Below are 19,951 nucleotides of genomic sequence, written 5' to 3'. Positions count from 1 at the left end.
GGCCGGCTCAGGCGCCGGGCCGGTTCCCGGTCGGGATGGTGATGGGGGTGTAGCTCGCCGAGGTGCCGTTGTTGAGGAACAGCATGGCGATGGCGCGCACGAGCTTGTCGATCACGTCGAACCCGGCGGGCACGATCGGCGAGAGCCCCTCCTGGAACGCGACGTACGCCGGCCAGCCGACCTCGATCAGCCCCCGGGCCACCAGGTCGCGCGGCAGCCTCAGCCAGTCGCCGATCTTGTCGCTGAGCACGTACCGCACGAACTCCCGCTGAATCCCCAGCGTGAGCCCCCCGTCGACCTGCGAGACCAGCCCGAGCAGGATGTTGGCCAGCTGGATGCCCTCGGGCGTCGGGGCGAGCAGCGGCGTCAGCACGTAGTTCGACTGCGCGTCCGCGGCCGCCCAGGTCGCCGGGATGAAGTCGTCCCGCACGCCCAGCAGGTGCAGCCCGACCTGCCACTGGTGCAGATAGGCGGCCTCTTCCGCGGCCGACATCCGGATGCCCCAGGACTTCAGCTTGCGGTGGACGAAGGTGCCGAGGCTGTGGAACGTGATCAGGATGTCCCCGTTGCTGATGGGGATCGGGTTGTCGGTGACCGCCCGCCACGCCGGCGATTTGGGCAGCAGGTGACGTACCGCCGCGTGGGTCAGTCTTGTCTTGTTGGACGTGGTGATGAAGTGCCCCGTCGGCAGGAAGGCGTCCGGTGCGCTCAGGTCGTAGCCGTAGGTGAACGTCTTGGCCGCGCGGGACTTCATGTCGGCGCCGCCGGCCGAGTAGTAGACGTTGCGGGCCTCCCGCGGGATCACGGTGCTCATGATCCCGCTGCCCAGGCCGTACAGCAGGAACAGGTAAAGGCTCATGCGCTTGTTGAACTTGGCGGCGGCGGCCAGCTTGGTCGTGTCGGCCCACGAGGGCAGCCGGTTGACCTGCTGCAGATAGGTGCCGAGCGTGGCGGGCAGCCCGGCGGGGAGCGGGTCGCCGTTGTTGACCCACGACTGGAACGCGGTGTTGACGGCCGGGATCTGGCCGTTGTCGAGCAGCGAGGCGACCAGCGGGTCGGTGGCGTCGTCCCACACGTCCCACGGGTCGGTGACCGTGTCGGTCCCGGCGATCGAGTTGGCGGACGACCACGCCCACGCCGTGGCGGGTGGCAGCGCACCCACCAGCCCCAGCGCGGCACCGAGGGTCAGCGCTCGTCTTCTGCTGAGATTTTGCATTCGCTCGCCTACTTCCCGGTCGGCCGGACATCGCCATGAACACTGGGGTGTGGAGGCGATACGAGCAGATTACGAACCGTCCGGCCATGTGATTTTCTATTAACATAGAGGAGCGTGACTGCGGAGGCAAGCGGCACGTTCGACGGCGGAACACCACGCCGGAAGGGACATGATCGCGGCACGCCGCTGTCGCGCCTCGCGACGGCGCCGGGTGGGCATGCGCGGATGGTGCGATCGCGGTCTATCGCAGGGCGGCGGTGACCGATCTCCAGTCGAGCGACGGGTTGGCCGCGGCATCCGCGGCAATCGCCGGTTCCGGGTCGCACAGCATGAACCGCAGGTCATCTCGCCACGCGTCGGGCGCCGCGAAGTGACGCACCCGGGGGTCGGGGTGCCGAGCCGCGACCATGACGCGGTTGTGGTCCGCGAAGAACAGCTCCTCGAAAAGCTCGCCGGTCGTCATCGGCAGGTCAGCCGGAGGGGCGAGCTGGTCCGTCATCAGCCGGGGCAGCGTGGCATCGGCCAGCGGCGGCTGCTGCTTCCTCCGGGCGAAAGCCGGCCCGGCTGAGCCGGTGACGAGCCGCGGCCGGCCTGACGAAGGCGGCCGCGGCCGATGACCGACGCGAAGCTCACCAGGTGACCGGCAGGCTCCGCAAGCCGTAGAGCAGGTCCTGGGTCTCCCGGAAGGTGACCTCCTCGACGGGCACGGACAGCCGCAGGTCCGGCAGCCGAGTGAAGATCGCCTCCACGGCCGTGTAGGCCTCCAGCTGTCCCAGGCCGGCGCCGAGGCACCGGTGCACGCCGTGGCCGAAGGAGAGATGGGGCGCGCCGACGCGGCGGATGTCGAAGACCTCCGGGTCGGGGTAGACGGCGCTGTCCCAGTTGGCCGAGTGCAGGTGCAGCACGACCGACTCGCCGGCGCGGATCACCTCGCCGTCGATGGGGATGTCGACCTTGGCCGCGCGGATCGGGCCGTGCTGGATGATGGTCCAGTAGCGCAACGTCTCGTCGACGGCCGGGCGGATCCAGCGGGCCGGGTCGCTGCGGACGAGCGCGCCCTGCTCCGGGTCGCGCAGCAGCGAGAACGTCGTCAGGCTGATCAGGCACGACGTCGCCTCGAGGCTGGCGGCCAGCAACAGGGTGGCCATCCCCACGAGCTCCTCGACCTCGAGGTCGCCGGATGCGACCGCGCCCGCGACGAGCCGGCCGAGCAGGTCGTCGGTCGGCTCGTCGATCTTGCTGGCGACGAGGTCGCCGAGGACCCGGCGCATCTTCTGGCCCGACGCGTGCCGCCGCGCCGCCGAGCCGTCGTGCGTCGCCCGCGCACGGCTGCACTGCTCGACGAAGTCGCTGTCGTCGCCGCGCACGCCGAACAGGTTCGCCGACACGTGGCGGGGCAGCACGTCGGCGAAGCCCTCGACCAGGTCGCCGCCCGGCCCGCGCTCGATGAACGCGCCGAGCAGGCGGTCGACCTGTTCCTGCACGGCGGGTCGGCGGGCCTCGACGGCGGCGGCGCTGAACTCGTGGGCGAGGAACCGCCGGAGCCGGGTGTGCTCGGGCGAGTCCATGTTGACGAACACCCCGGGCCGCGGGTCGCGGTAGGACAGCGGGACCGCGGGGAAACCCTCCCGGGTACCGTCCGCGCTGAGCAGCGAGTCGTCGGAGAGCAGCGCCCTGATGTCCCGGTAGCGTGTGATGAGCCAGGCCTCGCCGCCGTAGGCGAGCGTGACCTTCCGCGGCCGGCCGTCCGGTGCGCCGTCGCGGTAGGCCGCCGGTGGCGTGAACGGGTTGTCGCGCTCCGCGGGGAAGACGATCGGGCAGCCTGCCGTCTCGTGCTGGGCCAGTTGCATGTGCGTACACCTCCGGTTGATCAGCGGTCGTGGGTCCAGGTCGGTTGCCGCACCGTGTACTGCGGGTCGAGCGCGGCGTCCAGCACGGTGCGCTCCAGGCTTCTGAGGAAGTCGGCGGGCGTTGCGGCGCCGAGGAAGCCCTCGCGGACGCAGAGCGTGAGGTCCGCGCGGTCGCCGATCTCGTTGAGGTACAGAAAGAAATTGGCATCCTTCGGCGTTCTCGGCCGCTGGACCTCCGACACCCGCGTCAGGTGCCGCAGCGTGGGCACCCGCCGGGCCGCCTCGTCCGCGGCGTCGATGTCGACGACGACCCGGCCCTCGCGGGCGAACCGCACGTCGTTGAAGAAGCAGTACCCGCGGCCGGCGATGTCGCGCTCGGCCGCGATGGCGTCGATGACCGCGCCGAGCTTCCGGGGGTCGCACTCGCTGTTGCGGTAGGCGCGCATGGCCGCGTCCCCGGCCCGGCGGAACAGCGCGTCGCGCCCCTCCTCGCGGACGGGCAGGTGGAACAGGGCGTTCTGGTTGAACGCGGCCACCATGTCGCGGCTCTCCGGCTGGAAGCGGGTGGCGACGATCGTGCGGATCGACACGTCGGGCTGGCCGGTCCATTCGGTCAGCACGACCGCCGTGGCGGCCATCGCGATGGCCGACGGTCTGACGGCGTAGCGGGCCGACAACGACAGGGTCGCCGCGGCCAGCGCCGGTGACAGGATCTCCGCCCACGCCAGCTTCGGCACCGGATCGGCACTGGCGTTGCGCATCATGCGGTCGCCGGTGCCGGCCAGCCGCTCGGCCCAGTAGGCGAGCGTCCTGGCCTCCCGGCGCCGGCCCGGCTCGGACGCCTCGAAGGCGGCGCGTTGCAACGGCTGCTGCCCCACCGGCCCGAGCGTCTCGCCGGCGAGCAGCGCCGCCAGGTCCCGAAGCAGGATCTGGTAGCTCCAGCCGTCGACCGCCATGTGACTGACCACCATCAGCACCCTGACCGGGCGGCCCGCATCGGTCAGCACCGCCACCCGCAGCGGCAGGTCGACCGCGTCGTCGAAGTGCCCGGCCCGCATGATGCGCAGGTGGTGGGCCACGGCGTCGTCGAGGGAGCCCTCCCCCACGTCATGCGCCGGCACCGCCAGCTCGCCGCGGTCCCGCACCTGTTGCCGTGGCCCGTCCGGCGTGTCGAAGTAGCGGCTGCGCAGCGAGTCATGCCGCTCCACGAGCGCACCGACGGCGGCCAGGACCTGCGGCAGCGCCACGCCGGCGGGAACGGTGCACGAGCCGGTGATGTTGAGCGAGGAGTCGTCGGCCGGCAGCCAGCGCAGGACCTCCCAGATGGCGAGCTGGCCCCAGGTGAGGGGACCCGGCCCGGCGCCTTCGGCGCGGAAATGTACCGCCATTCGAGTCCTTCCCATGGCTACGGCCAGACGAGTTGCGGCCAGACGAGTCCGGGCACGGCCGCCACCGGGACCAGCACCGTGCGGATCCCGCACGCCTCGCCCGCGGACCGGTCGGCCGCGCTGTCGCCGACGAACAGCGTGGATTCCGGGTCGAGCCCGAGCCGGTCGACGGCCAGCCGAAGCCCGTCGGGCGCGGGCTTGGGCGCGGTGACGTCCTCGCGGGCGACGGTCAGGTCGAGGTCCAGACCGCAGTAGCGCAGCAGCGCCGCGGCCAGCTCGCGGGTCCGTCCGGTGCAGATGCCCACCGCGATGCCGGCCTCGCCCAGCCGCCGCAGGACGTCCGGGGTGCGGACCGTCGGCCGCAGCCCGCTGCCGGGCATCAGCTCGAGGAAGGCGTCGTGGTAGGCGCGCCACGCGGTGCCCAGGTCCGCGTCGCCGACCAATGCGGCCACGGTACCGATGTCCGTCGCGCGCTGCGCCATGAAGACGCGGGCCGCGCTCGGCTCGGCCCGCCCGGCCGCGGCCGCGGCGGCGCCCAGGGCCCGCCGGTGCAGGTCGAGCGAGTCGACCAGCGTGCCGTCCAGATCGAAGATGATGCCGCTCGGCGGCGGCTCGATTGGGGCAGTCACCGGCCGGCTCACTTTCCGGTCAGTCGCTCGACCACGTCGGCGAAGGGCTTGAGCTGCGCCGCCGGGAGCACCCAGTAGCTCATCGCGAGCCGCTCCCGCAGGCGCTCGAGCCGGTCGCAGATCTCGTCGACGGAGCCGACGAGCGCCAGCGGCGAGTCGAGGGCGTCCGCCGCGTCCATGCCGAACGCGCGCGCGAGGACCCGCTGCCCGTAGCGGTCGCGGTCCGCGGTGACGGCACAGACCTGCGCGAGGCACTGGATCTCGATGTCGTCGAACCGGCTCTGCGTCAGGGACCGGATCCAGTCGTACCGGCGGTCGAAGTCGGCCAGCCGCGCCGAGGCGAAGAACGACGGTCCCCGTTGCGCGGCGGAGAGCTGCGCGCTGACGTTGATGATGTCGGCGTGCTCGGCGGCGACCGAGAGCATCCTGCGGCCACCGCCGCCCAGCACCCACTTCACGGCCGGGGCGGCCGGCGGTGCGGGCTCGCCCACGGCCCCGGTGAGCGTGTAGTGCGTTCCCCGATGGTCCAGGGAGCCGCCCCGCCACAGTGCCTTGAGGATCGTGGTCGCCTCGGCGAGCCGGTCGATGCGCTCGCCCGCCGGTGCCATCGGGATCCCGGCCCGTTCGTAGTCCTGGGCCAGCCATCCCGCGCCGAGGCCGATCTCCAGGCGCTCGCCGGCGAACTGCGCCAGCGTCGCCAGCTCCTTGAACAGCACCAGCGGATGCCGGAGATCGGTAGCGAGCATGAGGGTGCCGAGCGCGATCCGCCCGGTCGCCTCGGCGGCGGTCGCGAGGGACACCAGCGGTCCCCATTCCCGGCCGAGGTGGTCCGGCACGAGCAGGCCGCTGTAGCCGAGGTCCTCGGCGGTCCGGGCCTGCTCCCGCCAGCTCTGCGCGCTCGGCACCTCGTTCGCCAGCACGGCGAACCGGAATCGACGATCGATACTCATGGAGCTCCTTTCAAGGGGCCACCGGCGCGGATCACCGCGGCGCCCGCAGGTTCTCCGCGATGCGCCGGTGCAGGTACGCCCGGCGCATCTTCGCGGTCAGGTAGTCGCCGAACGTCGCCGGCGCGTGGCGGGCCGGGTGCTGTTCGGTCACGCAGCTGGGAATGCACTCGATGAGGGCGTCGTAGCTCGGCTGGTGGAAGAAGGCCACCGAGTACCGGTCGTCGTGGCCCGTGTCGTCGCCGGTGTGCACGACCCGGTGCACGGTGCTCGCCCACCGGCCGTTCGTCCACTGGGCCATGAGGTCGCCGATGTTGACGACGAGGGACCCCGGCACAGACGGCACGTTCACCCACCGCCGGTCCCGGTCGAGCACCTGCAGGCCGGCGTCGGTCTCGTCCTTGAGCAGGATCGTCAGCGTCCCCCAGTCGGTGTGCTCGCCCTTGCGCAGCTGGTCCTTGGCCGGGCGTCCCGGCTGACCCGGATACCGGTTCGCGGCCATGCTCGTCGCGTGCGCGGCGAACTTGTCCTCGAACCAGTCCTCGGGCAGGTCCAGCGCCAGCGCGAACAGCCCCATGATCTGCGCGGCGAGGCGCTCGGATTCGGCGAAGTACGCCAGGAAGGCCTCACGGAAGCCGGGCAGTGCCGGCCACCGGTTCGCCGTGCACAGCGCCTCGTCCCCGTTCGCCGGCCGTAGCGGTGCCGGCAGCGGCTCGCCGAGCCGGTTGATGACGAACGTCTCCAGCTGGCTGCCGCCGGGTCCCTGCTCGCGCTGGATGGCGGGCTCCGTCTCCCGGCCGTAGCCGCGCATCAGCGGGTCGATGGGGTCCACCAGCAGCGCCTCCTTCTGCTCGGTGGGCAGGCCGAAGAACGCGCGCGTCGCCCGTTGCAGGGCCGCCGTGGTGGCGGCCGGCACGCCGTGGTTGACGACGGCGAAGAATCCGCTGGTCGCGCAGACCTGGCCGAGCGTGCGGGCCGCGGCCAGCCGGCGCGACGACGGGCCCTGCGCCGTCGCCAGGTCGATGACCGGCACGAACCCGTCCACGAGGGTCACCGAGGGATCGGTCACGGGGCTCATCGCAGGAACTCCTCGGTGATCAGCAGGGCGGGCCGGCCCTGGATGAAGACGCGGTACGTGCGGCTGGCCACCGTCCCCGCCGGCCGGTCGAACCACAGCAGCTCTCGCCGGTGCTCGACGGCGGCGCCGATCAGGGCGCTGCCGATGCTGGCGTGCTCGTGCGCCAGCGCCTCCACGAAGTCCGGGGGCAGCCGGTCGGGGATCAGGACCGACGAGGCCGACAGGTAGGCCGCGTTGGACCGCACCCCCTCGATCACGACCCGGCGGGCCAGGGTCGCGGCCCCGGCATCGACGCGCAGCCACCGCTGCTGCACCGGCGTGAGCCGGCCGGCGGCGCGGTCGAGGCAGCGGGTGCGCACCGCCTCCAGCGCGTACGCCTCGAGGAGGCTGGTCACGGTCCCGTCGGTGATGAGCAGGCACCGGTGGTAGGGCGACAGCGCGGCGAAGTCCAGCGCCGCGGCACCGGGCGGCCGCTCGTGCTGGGCGACGAACAGGCGCATCAAACCCGGGTCAGCCACGCCGCCCCCTCTCGTTGCACGAGCGACTCGACCTCCAGGAAGTCCTTGTACGTGTCGAGGCCGACCCACATGCCGTCATGCCGGAACCCGTGCAGCGTGCGCCGCGCGGCGAGGCGTGGCAGCACGTCGCGCTCGAAGGACACGCCCGGTGCCAGCTCGGCGAACAGCTCGGGCTCGCAGACGAAGTACCCGGCCGAGATGAGCGTGTCGTCGACCGGCTTCTCGTCGAAGGCCGTCACCAGCGTCCGCTCGCCGAAGCGCACGACGCCGTACCGGGAACGGACCCGGGTGGCGACCAGCGTGACCAGGCCGCGTCCGGCCTGGTGGGTGCTGATCAGGTCGTCGAGGTCGAGGCTGGACAGCACGTCGCTGTAGCCGAGCAGGAACCGGCGCCGGCCCACGTGCGGCCGGGCGTCCAGCAGGCGCACGCACTTGCCTGCCTCCGCCCCGCTGTCCACGAACGTGATCCGCAGCCCGCCGGAGACCGGGTGGGCGCGCCGTACGACCTCGCGGATCGCCTCGGCGCGGTACCCGACACACAGGACGAACTCCGTGCAGCCGAAGCCGCGGTAGTACTCCATGATGTGCAGCAGCAGCGGCCGCCCGTCCGGCAGCGGGCGCAGGGCCTTGGGCAGGTCGTCGGTGTCGGTGCGCTGGCGCAGGCCGAGGCCGCCGCACAGCAGCACCACCGGCGGGCGCTGGACGGCCGTCATGCCGCACCGCTCCTGCGCAGCACCGTGTCGCCGAGGACGAGCAGGTCCATCTCCGTGTTGAGGAAGCATCGGATGGCGTCCTGGGGCGTCTCCACGATCGGTTCGTCGTTGTCGTTGAACGACGTGTTGAGCAGCACCGGCACCCCGGTGATCCGGTCGAACGCGGTCAGCAGGTCGCACAGCGGCCGGTTGAGCCGGGGACTGGCGGTCTGCATGCGCGCGGAGCCGTCCACGTGGGTGACCGCGGCGATCGTGGCCCGGTGCTCCGGGCGCACGTCCGGCACCAGCAGCATGTAGTAGTTCGGCGCGTCGGAGGTGAAGAACTCGGCCTGGCGGCTCTCCAGCACGACCGGGGCGAACGGACGGAACGCCTCGCGGTGCTTGACCTTCGCGTTGATGTGGTCCTTCATCCCGGCGGGTCGCGGGTCGGCGAGGATGCTGCGGTTGCCCAGCGCCCGCGGCCCGATCTCGGAGCGCCCCTGGAACCAGCCGACGATCGCCCCGTCCGCGAGCTGGGCCGCGACGTGGTCGAACAGGTCGTCGGGGTGCTCCACGCGCAGCTGGCGCCGGTACTGCTCGATCGCCGCGTCGATGTCGGCGGTGCCGTGCCGCGGGCCGAGGTACGGCGAGAACGGCGTGCGGGTGTCCTTGCGCGGGTGGCCGCCGATCTCGTGGTAGCCGTACAGGGCCGCACCCAGCCCGGTGCCGTTGTCGCCCGCCGCCGGCACGATGTGCACCTGCTCGAACGGCGTCTCCGTCAGCAGCCGGTAGTTGGTCACGCTGTTGAGCGCCACCCCTCCGGCCAGGCACAGCCGCCGCTCACCGGTCGCCTCGTGCAGCCACCGCGCCAGCTCGAGCACGATGCGTTCCGTGTTCGCCTGGGCTGCGAACGCGAAGTCCGCCCGGACGGCCTCCCGCGAGCGTTCGTCGGGCGCCTTCGCCAGCTCCCCCGCGATAAGCTCGCGCAGCGCGTCCTGCTGCGCGAACGACTGGCGGAACTCGCCGTCGGCGAGGTGGAACGTCTCCGCGAGCGCGTCGACGTACCGCCGGCCGCCGTACGGGGCCAGACCCATCGTCTTGCCCGGCTCCCCCATGCCGGTGCGCCGGGAGACGAACCCGATCGCCTTGGAGACCGCCTCGTACATCCAGCCGACGGAGTCCTCGTTGGGGTCCTCCATGCGCACGTCGGTCAGGGTCACCCGGCCGAGCTGCTGACGGATGGTCCGCAGCCCGTCCGAGTCCGCGGCGTAGTGGGTGATGGTCTCGCCGCGCAGCCCGTCCGGGCCCTCGACCGCGCTGCCGCGACCGTCGAGCACCAGCACGGCCGCGCTGTCGAACGGCGCCGTGTAGAAGGTGCTCGCGGCGTGGGACAGGTGGTGGCCGATCCAGTGCACGCGGTTGTCGAAGCGCAGCGAGTACACCCGGTTGAGGAAGTCGTTGGCCACGACCAGGTCGACGTCGTCGATCCCGAGGCCGGCCTCCTGCAGCACCGCGTCGGCGGCCAGGCAGCGGGCCAGCCGCGGGCCCAGGCCGAACGCCTGCTTCACCCGCGTCAGCCGCTCCTCCTCCACCGCCGCGATCACCTCGCCGTCCTCCACCAGGCACGCGCAGAAGTCGTGATGCGACCCACCAAGGCCGAGCACCCGCATGTCGCCAGTCCTTTCGGTCGACTCGGAAACGTTGTCCTCAATCAGTCCGCACCGCTGCGGACAGCACTTCACCGGTCGTGACGGATGCGCTTGCCGGTCGCGGTGCGCGGCAGCTCGGCGTGCGCCTGGAAGCGGCGCGGCACCTTGGCCGGCGCCAGCCGGGCGCGGCACCAGGCGAGCAGGTCCGCGTCCGGGACGGCCGCGCGCAGCACCACGTGCGCCACCGGCACCTGCCCGCGCAGGAGGTCGGGCTCGCCCCGCACGTCGACGTCCGCCACCGCCGGGTGGGCGGCCAGGACCCGCTCGACCTCCTCCGGGTTCACCTTCTCGCCGTCGACGTTGATGACCGACGCGATGCGGCCGCGCAGCCGGATGCGGCCGCCGTCGAGCTCGGCCAGATCGCCGGTGCGCAGCCAGCCGCCGTCGAGGCGCAGCGGGCGCACGCCGTCCGGCCCCAGGTAGCCGTCCGCGAGCGAGGAGGTGTGCACCAGCAGCTCGCCGCCGACGTCGCCGTGCCGCTCGCCGAGCCGGACCTCCACACCGGGAAGCGGCACGCCGATGTCGCCGGGCGCCTCGGTGCCGTCGACCGGGCTGAGGGTGATCGCGCCCGCCTCCGAAGAGCCATAGCAGTTGTACAGCGTCAGCTGATGCCAGCGCGCGATGTCCCGGGCCGCGCCGGGCGGCAGCGGCGCACCGGCCGACACGGCACGCTCGAACGGGCCGAGCACCGGCCCACCGACCCGGGCCGCCTCCTGCGCCGCGGTCCGGTAGTGCGCCGGGTGGGCGATGAGGACCCGCGCGCCGGTCCGGGCCGCGGCCCGCGCGTGCTGCGACGGGATCGTCCGCGGCCCGCAGTGGTAGATGCCGGAGCCGGCCAGGATCGCGGCGACGAGGCCGTAGTTGAAGCCGTAGGCGTGGTGCAGCGGCACCGCGACGACGACCGGGCTCCCGGGCCGGTAGCCGAGGAACTGCGCGACTCGGCGGCCGTCGGCCAGGATCGCGTCGGCTCCCCGGACCACGCCGGTCGGGGCGCCGGTCGACCCGGAAGTGAGGAAGGTCTGGGTGTGCGGGGCCGCACCGGCCGGGGCGTCGCCGGCGGTGCCCCGGTCCGCGTACACACCGAGCTCGGGGTCGCGATAGCCGCCCTCGGCCGGGCCCGGCTGGTCGCCGACCCGTAGCCCGGCGGGCGGCGCCGGATCGAGCGGGTCGACGTGGACGACCGGCACCGCGGCGAGGTCGCCCGCGAGGGTGGCGACCAGCGTCCCGACCGCGGTCCCGCATGCGGCGACCAACGGGCCCCCCGCCTGGCCGTGCCCGTCGAGCCCGTCGAGCCCGTCGAGCCAGGCGGCGAGCCGCTCGGCGCCGGCCCGGACCCGCGCACCGGGCACCTCACCGCGGGCCGAGGCGACGACCTGGCCGGCGAGCCGGTCGCCGAGCGCCGCGAACAGGCGGCCGGTCACGGCGCCGGCACCTTGGTGACCAGGGTGTCACCGAGGACGAGGGCGTCGAGGTCGGTGTTGAGGAAGCAGCGCAGGGCATCGGCCGGCGACTCGACGATCGGTTCGTCGTTGTCGTTGAACGAGGTGTTGAGCAGCACCGGTACCCCGGTCAGCCGTTCGAAGGCGGCCAGGAGCGCGTCGAGTCTCGGGTTGAGCGCGGCGGTCACGGTCTGGAGCCGGGCCGTACCGTCGGCGTGGGTCACCGCCGCGATCTGCTGGCGCTTGTGCTCCAGGACCGGCGCCACCAGCAGCATGTAGTAGACGGGGATGTCGGTGCCGAAGAACTCCGCCTGCCGTGCCTGCCGGACGATCGGCGCGAACGGACGGAACGGCTCGCGGTGTTTGACCTTCTCGTTGATCCGGTCCCTCATCCAGGCCGGTCGCGGGTCGGCGAGGATGCTGCGGTTGCCCAGGGCCCGCGGCCCGATCTCGGAGCGCCCCTGGAACCAGCCGACGACGTCACCGGCGGCCAGCCGCAGGGCGACGCTCACGAGCAGCTCGGCGGGGCGGCTGACCCTCACCCGGTCGGACACGGCGTCCAGGGCCGCGTCGATGTCGGCGGTGCCGTACTCCCGGCCGAGGTACGGCGTGAACGGTTCGGTTCGGGGGGTCCACCCGGCGCCGCCGTGCACGTAGTGGCCGTAGAGGGCGGCGCCGAGCGACGTGCCGCTGTCGCCCGCGGCCGGCACGATGTGCACCTCCTCGAACGGCGTCTCCTCGAGGATCTTGAAGTTCGCCACGCTGTTGAGCGCGACCCCGCCGGCCAGGCACAGCCGCGACTGTCCGGTCTGCTTGTGCAGCCACCGGGCCAGCTCGACGATGATGCGCTCGACGTGGTGCTGCACGGCGTGGGCGAGGTCGGCGCGGACCTCGTCGCGGCCCCGCTCCCCCGCCCCGGCGAGCTCGGAGACGATGTGCCGGCGCATGGCGATCTGCTGCTCGGTCGACTGGCGGAACCGCCCGTCGGACAGGCTGTACCAGTCGCGCATGGCCTCGACGTACCGGGGGCCGCCGTAGGCCGCCAGGCCCATGGTCTTGCCGGCGCCCTGCCCGCCCGGGCCGCCGAAGCCGATCTCCCGCGACACGAGCTCGTACATCCAGCCGATCGAGTCCTCGCAGGGGTCCACGGACCGCTCGTCGGCGAGGGTGACCCGGCCCGCGTGGGCGGCGAGCGGGCGCAGCCCGGACGGGTCCGCGCGATAGGACGTCGTGGTCTCGCAGCACAGCCCGGCGTCGGTGCCGACGTCGCTGCCGCGGCCGTCGAGGACCAGCACCGCGGCCTCCTCGAACGGCGAGGTGTAGAACGTGCTCGCGGCGTGCGAGAGATGGTGGCCGATCCAGTGCACCCGGTCGGCGAACCGCGCGGCGTACACGGGGTTGAGGAAGTCGTTGGCGACGATGAGGTCGACGTCGCCGATGCCGAGGCCGGCCTCGTCCAGCACGTAGTCCACCGCCTCGGCCTTGGCCAGCCGCGGGCCCAGCCCGAAGGCCATCTTCACTCTGGTCAGCCGCTCCTCCTCCACGGCCGACACGACGACACCGTCCCGCACGAGACAGGCGCCGTAGTCGTGGTGTGATCCGCCGAGACCGAGTACTCGCATGGGTCACCGCCTTTCTGGGGCATGGGACGGATTGCGGGCCAGGTTGCGGTACGCGTCGGGCCTGCGCCGCGCGTGGGTCCAGAGGCCCTGGGCGCGGTAGCGGCGCAGCGCGTCGAGGTCGACGTCGGCGACGAGCAGGCCGGGCCGGGCGCCGGCGACGAGGATCTGGTGGTCGCGGGGCCGGTCGGCCGCGCTGGCGATGCCGTCGAAGACCGCCGAGCGGCCGTTCATGAACGGTCGCGGGTAGTTGGCCATCGCGACGGCGAGCATGTTCTCGAACGCGCGGGCCCGGAACTGACCGAGCCGGTCGTCACAGATGAGGCAGGCGTTGGGGCTGAGGATGAGTTCGGCACCGTCGAGTGCCAGCGACCGCGCCGATTCGGGGAACTCGCGGTCGAAGCAGGTCATCACGCCGATGCGGACCGGGCCGGCGCGCGTGCGCACCGGGGCGGCGCGGAACCGGGCTCCGGGTCGCAGTACCGCCTCCCACGTGAAGTCGCAGACGTGGACCTTGTCGTGCACGAGGGCCAGTGCGCCGTCGCTGCCGATGACGGCGGTCGCGTTGGCCGGGCCCGCGTCGGTGCGCCGCAGGAAGGTGACCGCGACGGCGATCCCGGCCGTGGCGGCCAGCTCGCGGAACGCGCCGACCCAGCGGCCGTCGAGCGGCTCGGCCCGGGCCAGCCAGGCGTCGCGGTGCGGCCCGTCGGGGCAGGGGGCGTACCCGATCTGCCACAGTTCGGGAAAGACGACGAGGTCGGCGCCCACGGCCCGGGCGCGCCGGCACGCATCGATGCCGGCCGCCAGGTTCGCGTCCGGGTCGTTGAACGCCGCTCGTTCCTGGATCAACGCCAGCCGCAGCATCAGCGCGCCGCCTTCGGCCCCAGCTCGGCCCCGTGCCGCGCGAGCAGCTCGTCGACCTCGACCCGCACGCCGCGCCGGGCCGACTCGATCGCGGCCTGGGCCGTGGCGAACGTCAGCAGGTTGTCCGACGCCTCGCCCCAAGGCGGCGGGCCGCCCCGCAGCGCCGCCGCGAACTCGTCGAGGGCGGCCGTGACCAGAGCGGCCGGGTCCGCGGATGCCTGGCCTGGCTCCGTCGTCGCGGCGGCCGCCGGAGGCAGGTCCGCGCGGATCTCGGCGACGGGTGCGGTCTCGCCGTCCCACGCGGCGCTGCCGTGGCTGCCGGACACCCGCCACCGGCCCGTCCACGACGTCTCCAACCCTTCCGAGCACCACGAGCCCGTGTACCCGAGGTGGACGCCGTTGGTGTACTCGACGGCCACGATGGCGGCGGCGGGCCCGGCGTACCAGCTGCCGGGCGGGTTGTACTCGGTTGCCGAGACGGCGACCGGACGCTCCCCGGTCACGAACCGGACCGCGTCGAAGGTGTGCGGCGCCATGTCGAGCAGCAGCGGATGGTCCATGGCGAGGCGGAAACCGGCGTCGCGGTACGCCCGATGGAACTCGACGCTCACGAGCCCCAGCGGGCCGAGCGTGCGCGCCACGTCCCGGAGCCGCTCAAGGCCCGGCTCGTAGCGCCGCGACTGCGCGATCATGAGCAGGCGGCCGCGCTCGCCGGCCAGCCGGGTCAGCGCGACGGCCTCCTCGAGGGTCGCGGCGAACGGCTTCTCCGACAGGACGGACAGGCCGGCCGACAGCGCCGAGGAGGACACCGCGAAGTGCGCGGCGGGCGGGGTGATGTTGACGCACACGTCCGGTGCCTGGGCCAGCTGCCCGGCGAGGTCGCCGGTGACCGTCAGGTCCGGACGGCGCAGCCGGATCGCCGCGCCCCGGGCCCGGCGCTCGTCGAGATCCGCGATGCCGACGAGGTCGAAGCCGGGATGCGCCTGCACGGCCCGCAGCCAGGTCATGCCCATGCCCCCCGCGCCGACCACAACGGTGCGCAGCGGCGCCGGGCCAGGAAGAAGGTGGAGGTTCACCGGACTCCCCCGTGCTCGCCGGGCCGCTCAGCCGGCCTTGCTCTGCACGTAGTCGGCCATCTTCCCCACGGCGGCGAAGTCGTCCACCACCAGCTCCTCGTCGGGGATGGTGACGCTGAACGTGGACTCCAGCCAGACCAGCGTCTCGAGGATTCCCAGCGAGTCGAACCCGGCGAAGTCGCGCAGGTCGCGGTCCTCGGCGATGGGGCCGTCGCCGACGTCGGTCAGCACGGTCCGAAGGTGCTCGGTGATGGTGTCCACGATCTTCTGACGGTCGCTCATCAGGTTCCCTTTCTCGTGGTACCGGCCACGCGCCGGGTGACGGCGTGGAGGTGGAGGCTGTAGGTGTCCGCGGCCGGTCCGGCCGGCAGCAGGCCCCGCCAGGGCTTGGACGGCGAGACGTAGTGCATGACGACGGCGTCGGCCTCCTCGGCGGCGAGGGCCGCGTCGGTGGGCAGGCGCTCCGGCGGCAGCCGAATCCACGGGGTGCGGCGCAGCGCCGACAGCGGGATCGTGTTGAACCGCCGGGGCAGCCGGTGCCAGCGGTCGCGGGCGGCGAGGTTCAGCGCGTCCTGGTCCCACAGCCGCAGATGCCGGGGGTGCTCGGCGACGGCCCGGAAGGCCCGCTCGAAGAGCCCGTCGCGCCGGCACTCGGCGAGGTCGAAGACCATGACGCCGCTGTTGAAGTACGCGCGGTCGCCGTCCAGCCCGAGCTCCTGCCAGCCGGGCAGGGCGCGGCCGTCCGCCAGCGTCGGGTTGACCGTGTCCTGCACGGCGCCGAACGGCAGGCCCCGCAGGTCGGCGTCGAGCAGCGGGCGCAGGTCGCCGCGCACGACGATGTCGGCGTCCAGATACACCGCCCGGTCGGCGGCCGCGACGGCGGCCGGGATCGCCAGCCGCAGATAGTTGGCCCGGGCGCCGCCGAAGGCCGTGTTGTACGGCAGGTCCGGCAGTTCCGCGCGGCGCAGCACCAGATCGAGGTCGTGGTCGGCGGCGACGGCGGCGATGTCGGCCCGGGTCCGCTCGTCCAGCCCCTCGTGCAGCACGACCACCGTGAGCCCGCGCGCCCCGGCGGGCTGCGAGACGCACAGCGACTCCAGGGCGACGAGCAGCGGCACGCGGTACGAGTCGTCGACCGCGAACACGATCGGCACGGCGCTCACGCGCGCGCACCCGGCTGGCTGTCGGCATAGGCGCCGGCCTGGATGTTGTACAGCTCCGCGTAGAGGCCGTCGCGCCGCATGAGCTCCTGGTGGGTGCCGTGCTCCACCAGGCGCGAGCCGTCGATGACCACGATGAGGTCGGCCATCCGCACGGTGGAGAACCGGTGCGAGACGAGCAGCGTGATGCGTCCCGACTCGCCGGCGCCGGGTTCCCGGGCCGCGGCGGCGTAGCGCTCGAACAGTTCCCACTCGGCGACGGCGTCGAGGGCCGAGGACGGTTCGTCGAGCACGAGCAGCAGCGGGTCGCGCCGCATGAACCCGCGAGCCAGCGCGATCTTCTGCCACTGCCCGTGCGACAGGTCGACGCCGCCGGCCCAGGTCGCGCCGAGCTGCGTGTCGGGGCCCTGCGGCAGGCCGGCGACGAGGTCGGTCGCGCCGGCCCGGGCCAGGGCGTCCGGCAGCGCGTCCGGGTCGTCGTGGCGCAGGTCGCCGACGCCGACCGCCTCCCGGACCGGGTACTCGAACTTGACGAAGTCCTGGAAGGTCCCGGCGACGCGCTCCTGCCAGGCCGCCGGCGCGATGGCCGCGAGGTCGGCGCCGTCGACGGTGATCCGCCCGGCGGTGGGGGCGTAGTACCGGCACAGCAGCTTCACGAGGGTCGACTTGCCGGCCCCGTTCTCGCCGACGATCGCCACGACGGCACCGGCCGGCAGGTCCAGCGTCACGTGCTCCAGCACGTCGCGGTCGGCGCCCGGATACCGGAACGTGAGGTCCTCGACCCGGATGCCCCGGCGCAGCGCGTCGGGCGGCGGGCCGTCGCCGGCGTGCGCCGCGGCGCGGGCGTAGTCGTCGAGCCAGGCGAGCCGGCGGGCGCCGTCGAGCCAGATGAGCCGGAACAGGTGGATGTCGCGGACGGCCTGGCCGAGGTACTGCGACAGCCGGCTGCCCGCGGCGAGCGTCAGCACGGCGGCCGCGGCGGCGTCGGGGCCGGTGGCGACGAACGCGACGCTGGCGACGAGGGCGGCACCGAGGACCGCGTAGGCCACCGACAGCCAGACCGCCGACACCGACCGGGCCCGGGCCATCCCCCGGTACCGCGCGAACCACGAGGTCTCGGCCAGCTCCACGAGACGCTCCTGCAGCCGCCCGACCCGGACCTCCTTGGCCGCCTGCGGGGTGGTGCCGAGCAGGAAGAGGCTCCGGGCCCGCCGCTCGGCCTGCGCCCCGGCCTCCTCGGCCCGCTTCTCCACCTTGCCGCGCCAGTCCGACACGAGCACCGGCGGGATCGCCAGCAGCACGAGCAGCAGCAGCCAGGGGCGGATCGAGGCGAGCAGGCCGACGGTGATGAACAGCCGCAGCACGACCCCGAGATTGGAGAAGAGCATCTGGTACAGCTGGCTGAGCGCCGAGGCGTGGTCGCGCAGCAGCGCGAGCCGGTCGGCGTACTCGGCCCGCTCGTGATGCTCGATCGTCGGGATCTTGGCGTGCAGTTGCACCATGTACGACTCGACGTCGACGGCCGCGCGGTCGGTCAGCCGGGTGTTGATCCGGCCCGCGCCGAGGCCGAGCAGCCAGGTCGCGGTCACGAGGGCGGCGAGGGCCGCGGCGGCGAAGGCGATCCGGCGCGCGTCGCCGTCGGCGGTGGCGGCCACGAGCCGCGACAGCGCCAGGGCGAGCAGCGCGTCGGGCGCGGCCCCGAGCACGGTCACGGCGAACGCCGCCACCATGAGCACCGGCTGGGCCCGCAGCCCCAGCCGCAACGACAGGGCCAACGACCTCAGCGACGATGGCAACTGGTCAGCGGCTCGCACGGTGCGTGTCCTCCTCGTCGAACCGGGACGCCTGCATGTCGAACATGACGCGGTAGCTGCCGCCGAGCGCCATGAGCTCGTCGTGGGTGCCGAGCTCGGCCACCCGGCCGTCGCTGAGCACGCAGATCCGGTCCGCGTGCCGCACGGTCGAGAACCGGTGCGAGATCAGCAGCGTGGTGCAGGCACGGGTGGCGGCCAGGACCCGGTCGAAGATCTCGGCCTCGCCGCGGACGTCGAGCTGTGCCGTCGGCTCGTCGAGCACGACCACCCCGGCGCCCTGGCGTACCGCCGCGAGGGCCCTGGCGATCGCCACCCGCTGCCACTGGCCGCCGGACAGGTCGGTGCCGTCGTCGTAGCCGGGGGCGAGCACCGTGTCGAGCCGGCGCAGGTCGGCGGCGCCGGCGTCGGCGAGCGCGTCCAGCACCACCTCGTCCGGCGCTCCGAGCGGCGCGACGTTCTCCCGCAGCGGCAGCTCGTACCGGGCGAAGTCCTGGAAGACCGCGGTGAGCCGGCGCCGCCACGAGGTGACGTCGTACTCCCGCAGGTCCTTGCCGTCCACCAGGATCTGCCCGGACGTCGGGTCGTACAGGCGGCACAACAGCTTGATGAGCGTGGTCTTGCCCTGGCCGTTGAGCCCGACGACGGCGAGCGACGTGCCGGCCGGGATGACCAGATCCAGGCCGGACAGCACCTCGTGGTCCTGGCCCGGGTAGGTGAACCGCACGTCGCGGAACCGGATCTCGGCGGCCGGCAGACCGTCGGCGTCCTGCGTGCCGGACGGCAGCGCACCGGTCTCGGCCATGCCCCGCTCGGCGCGCAGCACCGACTCGACGTTGTCGGCGGCCAGCGCGAGAGCCCAGTTGAACCCGCCGAACGCGATGAGGCTGGCGCCGACGGCGGCCTGGGCGAACACGACGACCCGGCCGCTGTCGATGTGGCCCGCGCCCGCCTGCCGGGCGATCCACCAGAAGAGCAAGACGTTGGCCGCGAGCAGGATCAGCAGCGCCCAGCGCAGCGGACGCTGCCGGACCCGCGTGGAGTGCAGCCGCCGGTCGACGAGGTCCCGCCGGCTCGTGACGAACCGGCCGACGAGCCAGTCGGTGAGACCGAAGACCCGGATCTCCTTCGCCGCCGGGCCGGCGACGCCCAGGCTGTAGGTGTACTCGGCCCGCTGCTGGCTGGCCCGGACCTCGTCCTGGGTGAGGTCCCACGAGGTGCTCTCGCGCAGGAGTACGTGGGTCGAGGCCCAGGCCGCGCCGATGAGCAGCGGCGCCCACCAGGCCAGCCCGAACAGCAGCAGCGCCTGGATCACGCCGGTGATGATCATGACCAGCCCACCCGAGATGATGCCGAGCGACAGCGACAGCTGCGGCCCGGACATGCCGGTGTCGAAGTCTCTCGCGACCGCCAGGTCGCCGGCCCGCTCGTGCGACTCCAGGTGCTCGACGCCCTGCGGAGCGGTCGCGGCCACCAGCAACTGCCGGTGCAGGTGCAGCGCGACGCGGTCGCCGAGGTTCGCGCCGACCTGGCTCAGGATCGGCGCCTGCACCAGCCCGGCGACGAACACCGCCCCGAGCAACACCAGCGGCGTCCGCGGGCTGTCCCCGCGTTGGAGCGCCGAAACCAGCACGCCGACCGTCACGCTGAACGCCGACGGCAGCAGGCCGCCGAACGCGACCAGCCCCCACCAGGCGGCCGCAAGGGCACGGTCGCCCCGCGGCAGCACGGCGAACAACCGCCGGACCTTGCGCATCACATCTCCTCGTTCGCCGCGCTGGCAGGGTTTCGGGGTGCGGCACCACGTCCGGCTGACCCATTCGCAGGGCGCCGGCAGCCATATCGGAAACGGGAGCATCAATCCACGGCCGCCAATGCCTCCCGCCGTCGGCCCGAGTGACCCTACAGAGACGCGACCGAGCATGGCAACTATCCAACCAATTTTTGCAACTATC

Annotated in this window: 18 protein-coding genes; all 18 read right to left on the bottom strand. The window is 73.2% G+C overall.

Annotated features, from left to right (window positions below; translation table 11 throughout):
* Positions 1 to 7 precede the first annotated feature (7 nt).
* A complete protein-coding gene (locus tag ABT369_RS10430) occupies positions 8 to 1,216 on the bottom strand; it encodes an oxygenase MpaB family protein (protein WP_350611449.1) in 1,209 nt (402 codons plus the stop codon).
* Between the two features lie 241 nt (positions 1,217 to 1,457).
* Positions 1,458 to 1,715, bottom strand: a complete 258-nt coding sequence (locus ABT369_RS10425) for a hypothetical protein (RefSeq protein ID WP_350611448.1) — start codon at positions 1,713 to 1,715, stop codon at positions 1,458 to 1,460.
* A gap of 130 nt (positions 1,716 to 1,845) precedes the next feature.
* Positions 1,846 to 3,066: a cytochrome P450 gene (locus tag ABT369_RS10420; RefSeq protein ID WP_350611447.1), complete on the bottom strand. Its 1,221-nt coding sequence runs from the start codon at positions 3,064 to 3,066 to the stop codon at positions 1,846 to 1,848.
* Positions 3,067 to 3,086: 20 nt separating this feature from the next.
* Positions 3,087 to 4,454 carry a condensation domain-containing protein gene (locus ABT369_RS10415; RefSeq protein ID WP_350611446.1) on the bottom strand — a complete coding sequence of 456 codons (1,368 nt, stop codon included), beginning with the start codon at positions 4,452 to 4,454 and terminating at the stop codon, positions 3,087 to 3,089.
* Between the two features lie 17 nt (positions 4,455 to 4,471).
* A complete protein-coding gene (locus ABT369_RS10410; protein WP_350611445.1) occupies positions 4,472 to 5,083 on the bottom strand; it encodes an HAD family hydrolase in 612 nt (203 codons plus the stop codon).
* Positions 5,084 to 5,091: 8 nt separating this feature from the next.
* Positions 5,092 to 6,033: a TIGR03621 family F420-dependent LLM class oxidoreductase gene (locus tag ABT369_RS10405; RefSeq protein ID WP_350611444.1), complete on the bottom strand. Its 942-nt coding sequence runs from the start codon at positions 6,031 to 6,033 to the stop codon at positions 5,092 to 5,094.
* A gap of 31 nt (positions 6,034 to 6,064) precedes the next feature.
* A complete protein-coding gene (locus ABT369_RS10400) occupies positions 6,065 to 7,108 on the bottom strand; it encodes an isopenicillin N synthase family dioxygenase (RefSeq protein ID WP_350611443.1) in 1,044 nt (347 codons plus the stop codon).
* Positions 7,105 to 7,626 carry a chorismate--pyruvate lyase family protein gene (locus ABT369_RS10395; protein ID WP_350611442.1) on the bottom strand — a complete coding sequence of 174 codons (522 nt, stop codon included), beginning with the start codon at positions 7,624 to 7,626 and terminating at the stop codon, positions 7,105 to 7,107. The genes ABT369_RS10400 and ABT369_RS10395 overlap by 4 nt, the downstream gene beginning before the upstream one ends.
* Complete coding sequence (locus tag ABT369_RS10390) at positions 7,608 to 8,339, bottom strand: sugar phosphate nucleotidyltransferase (RefSeq protein ID WP_350611441.1); 732 nt, start codon at positions 8,337 to 8,339, stop codon at positions 7,608 to 7,610. Before ABT369_RS10390 ends, ABT369_RS10395 begins: the two co-directional genes overlap by 19 nt.
* Positions 8,336 to 9,988, bottom strand: coding sequence for a carbamoyltransferase family protein (locus ABT369_RS10385; RefSeq protein WP_350611440.1), 1,653 nt, complete (start codon positions 9,986 to 9,988; stop codon positions 8,336 to 8,338). The genes ABT369_RS10390 and ABT369_RS10385 overlap by 4 nt, the downstream gene beginning before the upstream one ends.
* Before the next feature lie 68 nt (positions 9,989 to 10,056).
* Positions 10,057 to 11,448: a class I adenylate-forming enzyme family protein gene (locus ABT369_RS10380; RefSeq protein ID WP_350611439.1), complete on the bottom strand. Its 1,392-nt coding sequence runs from the start codon at positions 11,446 to 11,448 to the stop codon at positions 10,057 to 10,059.
* Positions 11,445 to 13,088: a carbamoyltransferase family protein gene (locus tag ABT369_RS10375; protein ID WP_350611438.1), complete on the bottom strand. Its 1,644-nt coding sequence runs from the start codon at positions 13,086 to 13,088 to the stop codon at positions 11,445 to 11,447. Before ABT369_RS10375 ends, ABT369_RS10380 begins: the two co-directional genes overlap by 4 nt.
* A 3-nt stretch (positions 13,089 to 13,091) precedes the next feature.
* Entirely contained in the window at positions 13,092 to 13,949 is an 858-nt protein-coding gene (locus ABT369_RS10370) for a carbon-nitrogen hydrolase family protein (RefSeq protein ID WP_350611437.1), read from the bottom strand.
* Positions 13,949 to 15,025: a Gfo/Idh/MocA family protein gene (locus ABT369_RS10365; protein WP_350611436.1), complete on the bottom strand. Its 1,077-nt coding sequence runs from the start codon at positions 15,023 to 15,025 to the stop codon at positions 13,949 to 13,951. Before ABT369_RS10365 ends, ABT369_RS10370 begins: the two co-directional genes overlap by 1 nt.
* Before the next feature lie 27 nt (positions 15,026 to 15,052).
* Complete coding sequence (locus ABT369_RS10360) at positions 15,053 to 15,307, bottom strand: acyl carrier protein (protein WP_350611435.1); 255 nt, start codon at positions 15,305 to 15,307, stop codon at positions 15,053 to 15,055.
* Positions 15,307 to 16,188, bottom strand: a complete 882-nt coding sequence (locus tag ABT369_RS10355; protein WP_350611434.1) for a glycosyltransferase family 8 protein — start codon at positions 16,186 to 16,188, stop codon at positions 15,307 to 15,309. The genes ABT369_RS10360 and ABT369_RS10355 overlap by 1 nt, the downstream gene beginning before the upstream one ends.
* The gene (locus ABT369_RS10350; protein ID WP_350611433.1) at positions 16,185 to 17,999 is read right to left on the bottom strand and encodes an ABC transporter ATP-binding protein; all 1,815 of its coding nucleotides are present in this window, start codon (positions 17,997 to 17,999) and stop codon (positions 16,185 to 16,187) included. The genes ABT369_RS10355 and ABT369_RS10350 overlap by 4 nt, the downstream gene beginning before the upstream one ends.
* Positions 17,986 to 19,752, bottom strand: coding sequence for an ABC transporter ATP-binding protein (locus tag ABT369_RS10345; RefSeq protein WP_350611432.1), 1,767 nt, complete (start codon positions 19,750 to 19,752; stop codon positions 17,986 to 17,988). Before ABT369_RS10345 ends, ABT369_RS10350 begins: the two co-directional genes overlap by 14 nt.
* Positions 19,753 to 19,951: the final 199 nt, after the last annotated feature.

It is taken from the genome of Dactylosporangium sp. NPDC000244, from assembly GCF_040300725.1.
Taxonomy (GTDB): Bacteria; Actinomycetota; Actinomycetes; order Mycobacteriales; family Micromonosporaceae; genus Dactylosporangium.
Note: the sequence above shows the minus strand (reverse complement) of the source record. Positions and strands in the feature narration are given on the sequence as shown.

Excerpts from the sequence above, each read along its gene's own strand:
- ABT369_RS10430 (WP_350611449.1), bottom strand. The coding sequence starts at position 1,216 with ATGCAAAATCTCAGCAGAAGACGAGCGCTGACCCTCGGTGCCGCGCTG.
- ABT369_RS10425 (WP_350611448.1), bottom strand. The coding sequence starts at position 1,715 with ATGACGGACCAGCTCGCCCCTCCGGCTGACCTGCCGATGACGACCGGC.
- ABT369_RS10420 (WP_350611447.1), bottom strand. The coding sequence starts at position 3,066 with ATGCAACTGGCCCAGCACGAGACGGCAGGCTGCCCGATCGTCTTCCCC.
- ABT369_RS10415 (WP_350611446.1), bottom strand. The coding sequence starts at position 4,454 with ATGGCGGTACATTTCCGCGCCGAAGGCGCCGGGCCGGGTCCCCTCACC.
- ABT369_RS10405 (WP_350611444.1), bottom strand. The coding sequence starts at position 6,033 with ATGAGTATCGATCGTCGATTCCGGTTCGCCGTGCTGGCGAACGAGGTG.
- ABT369_RS10400 (WP_350611443.1), bottom strand. The coding sequence starts at position 7,108 with ATGAGCCCCGTGACCGATCCCTCGGTGACCCTCGTGGACGGGTTCGTG.
- ABT369_RS10390 (WP_350611441.1), bottom strand. The coding sequence starts at position 8,339 with ATGACGGCCGTCCAGCGCCCGCCGGTGGTGCTGCTGTGCGGCGGCCTC.
- ABT369_RS10385 (WP_350611440.1), bottom strand. The coding sequence starts at position 9,988 with ATGCGGGTGCTCGGCCTTGGTGGGTCGCATCACGACTTCTGCGCGTGC.
- ABT369_RS10375 (WP_350611438.1), bottom strand. The coding sequence starts at position 13,088 with ATGCGAGTACTCGGTCTCGGCGGATCACACCACGACTACGGCGCCTGT.
- ABT369_RS10370 (WP_350611437.1), bottom strand. The coding sequence starts at position 13,949 with ATGCTGCGGCTGGCGTTGATCCAGGAACGAGCGGCGTTCAACGACCCG.
- ABT369_RS10360 (WP_350611435.1), bottom strand. The coding sequence starts at position 15,307 with ATGAGCGACCGTCAGAAGATCGTGGACACCATCACCGAGCACCTTCGG.
- ABT369_RS10345 (WP_350611432.1), bottom strand. The coding sequence starts at position 19,752 with ATGCGCAAGGTCCGGCGGTTGTTCGCCGTGCTGCCGCGGGGCGACCGT.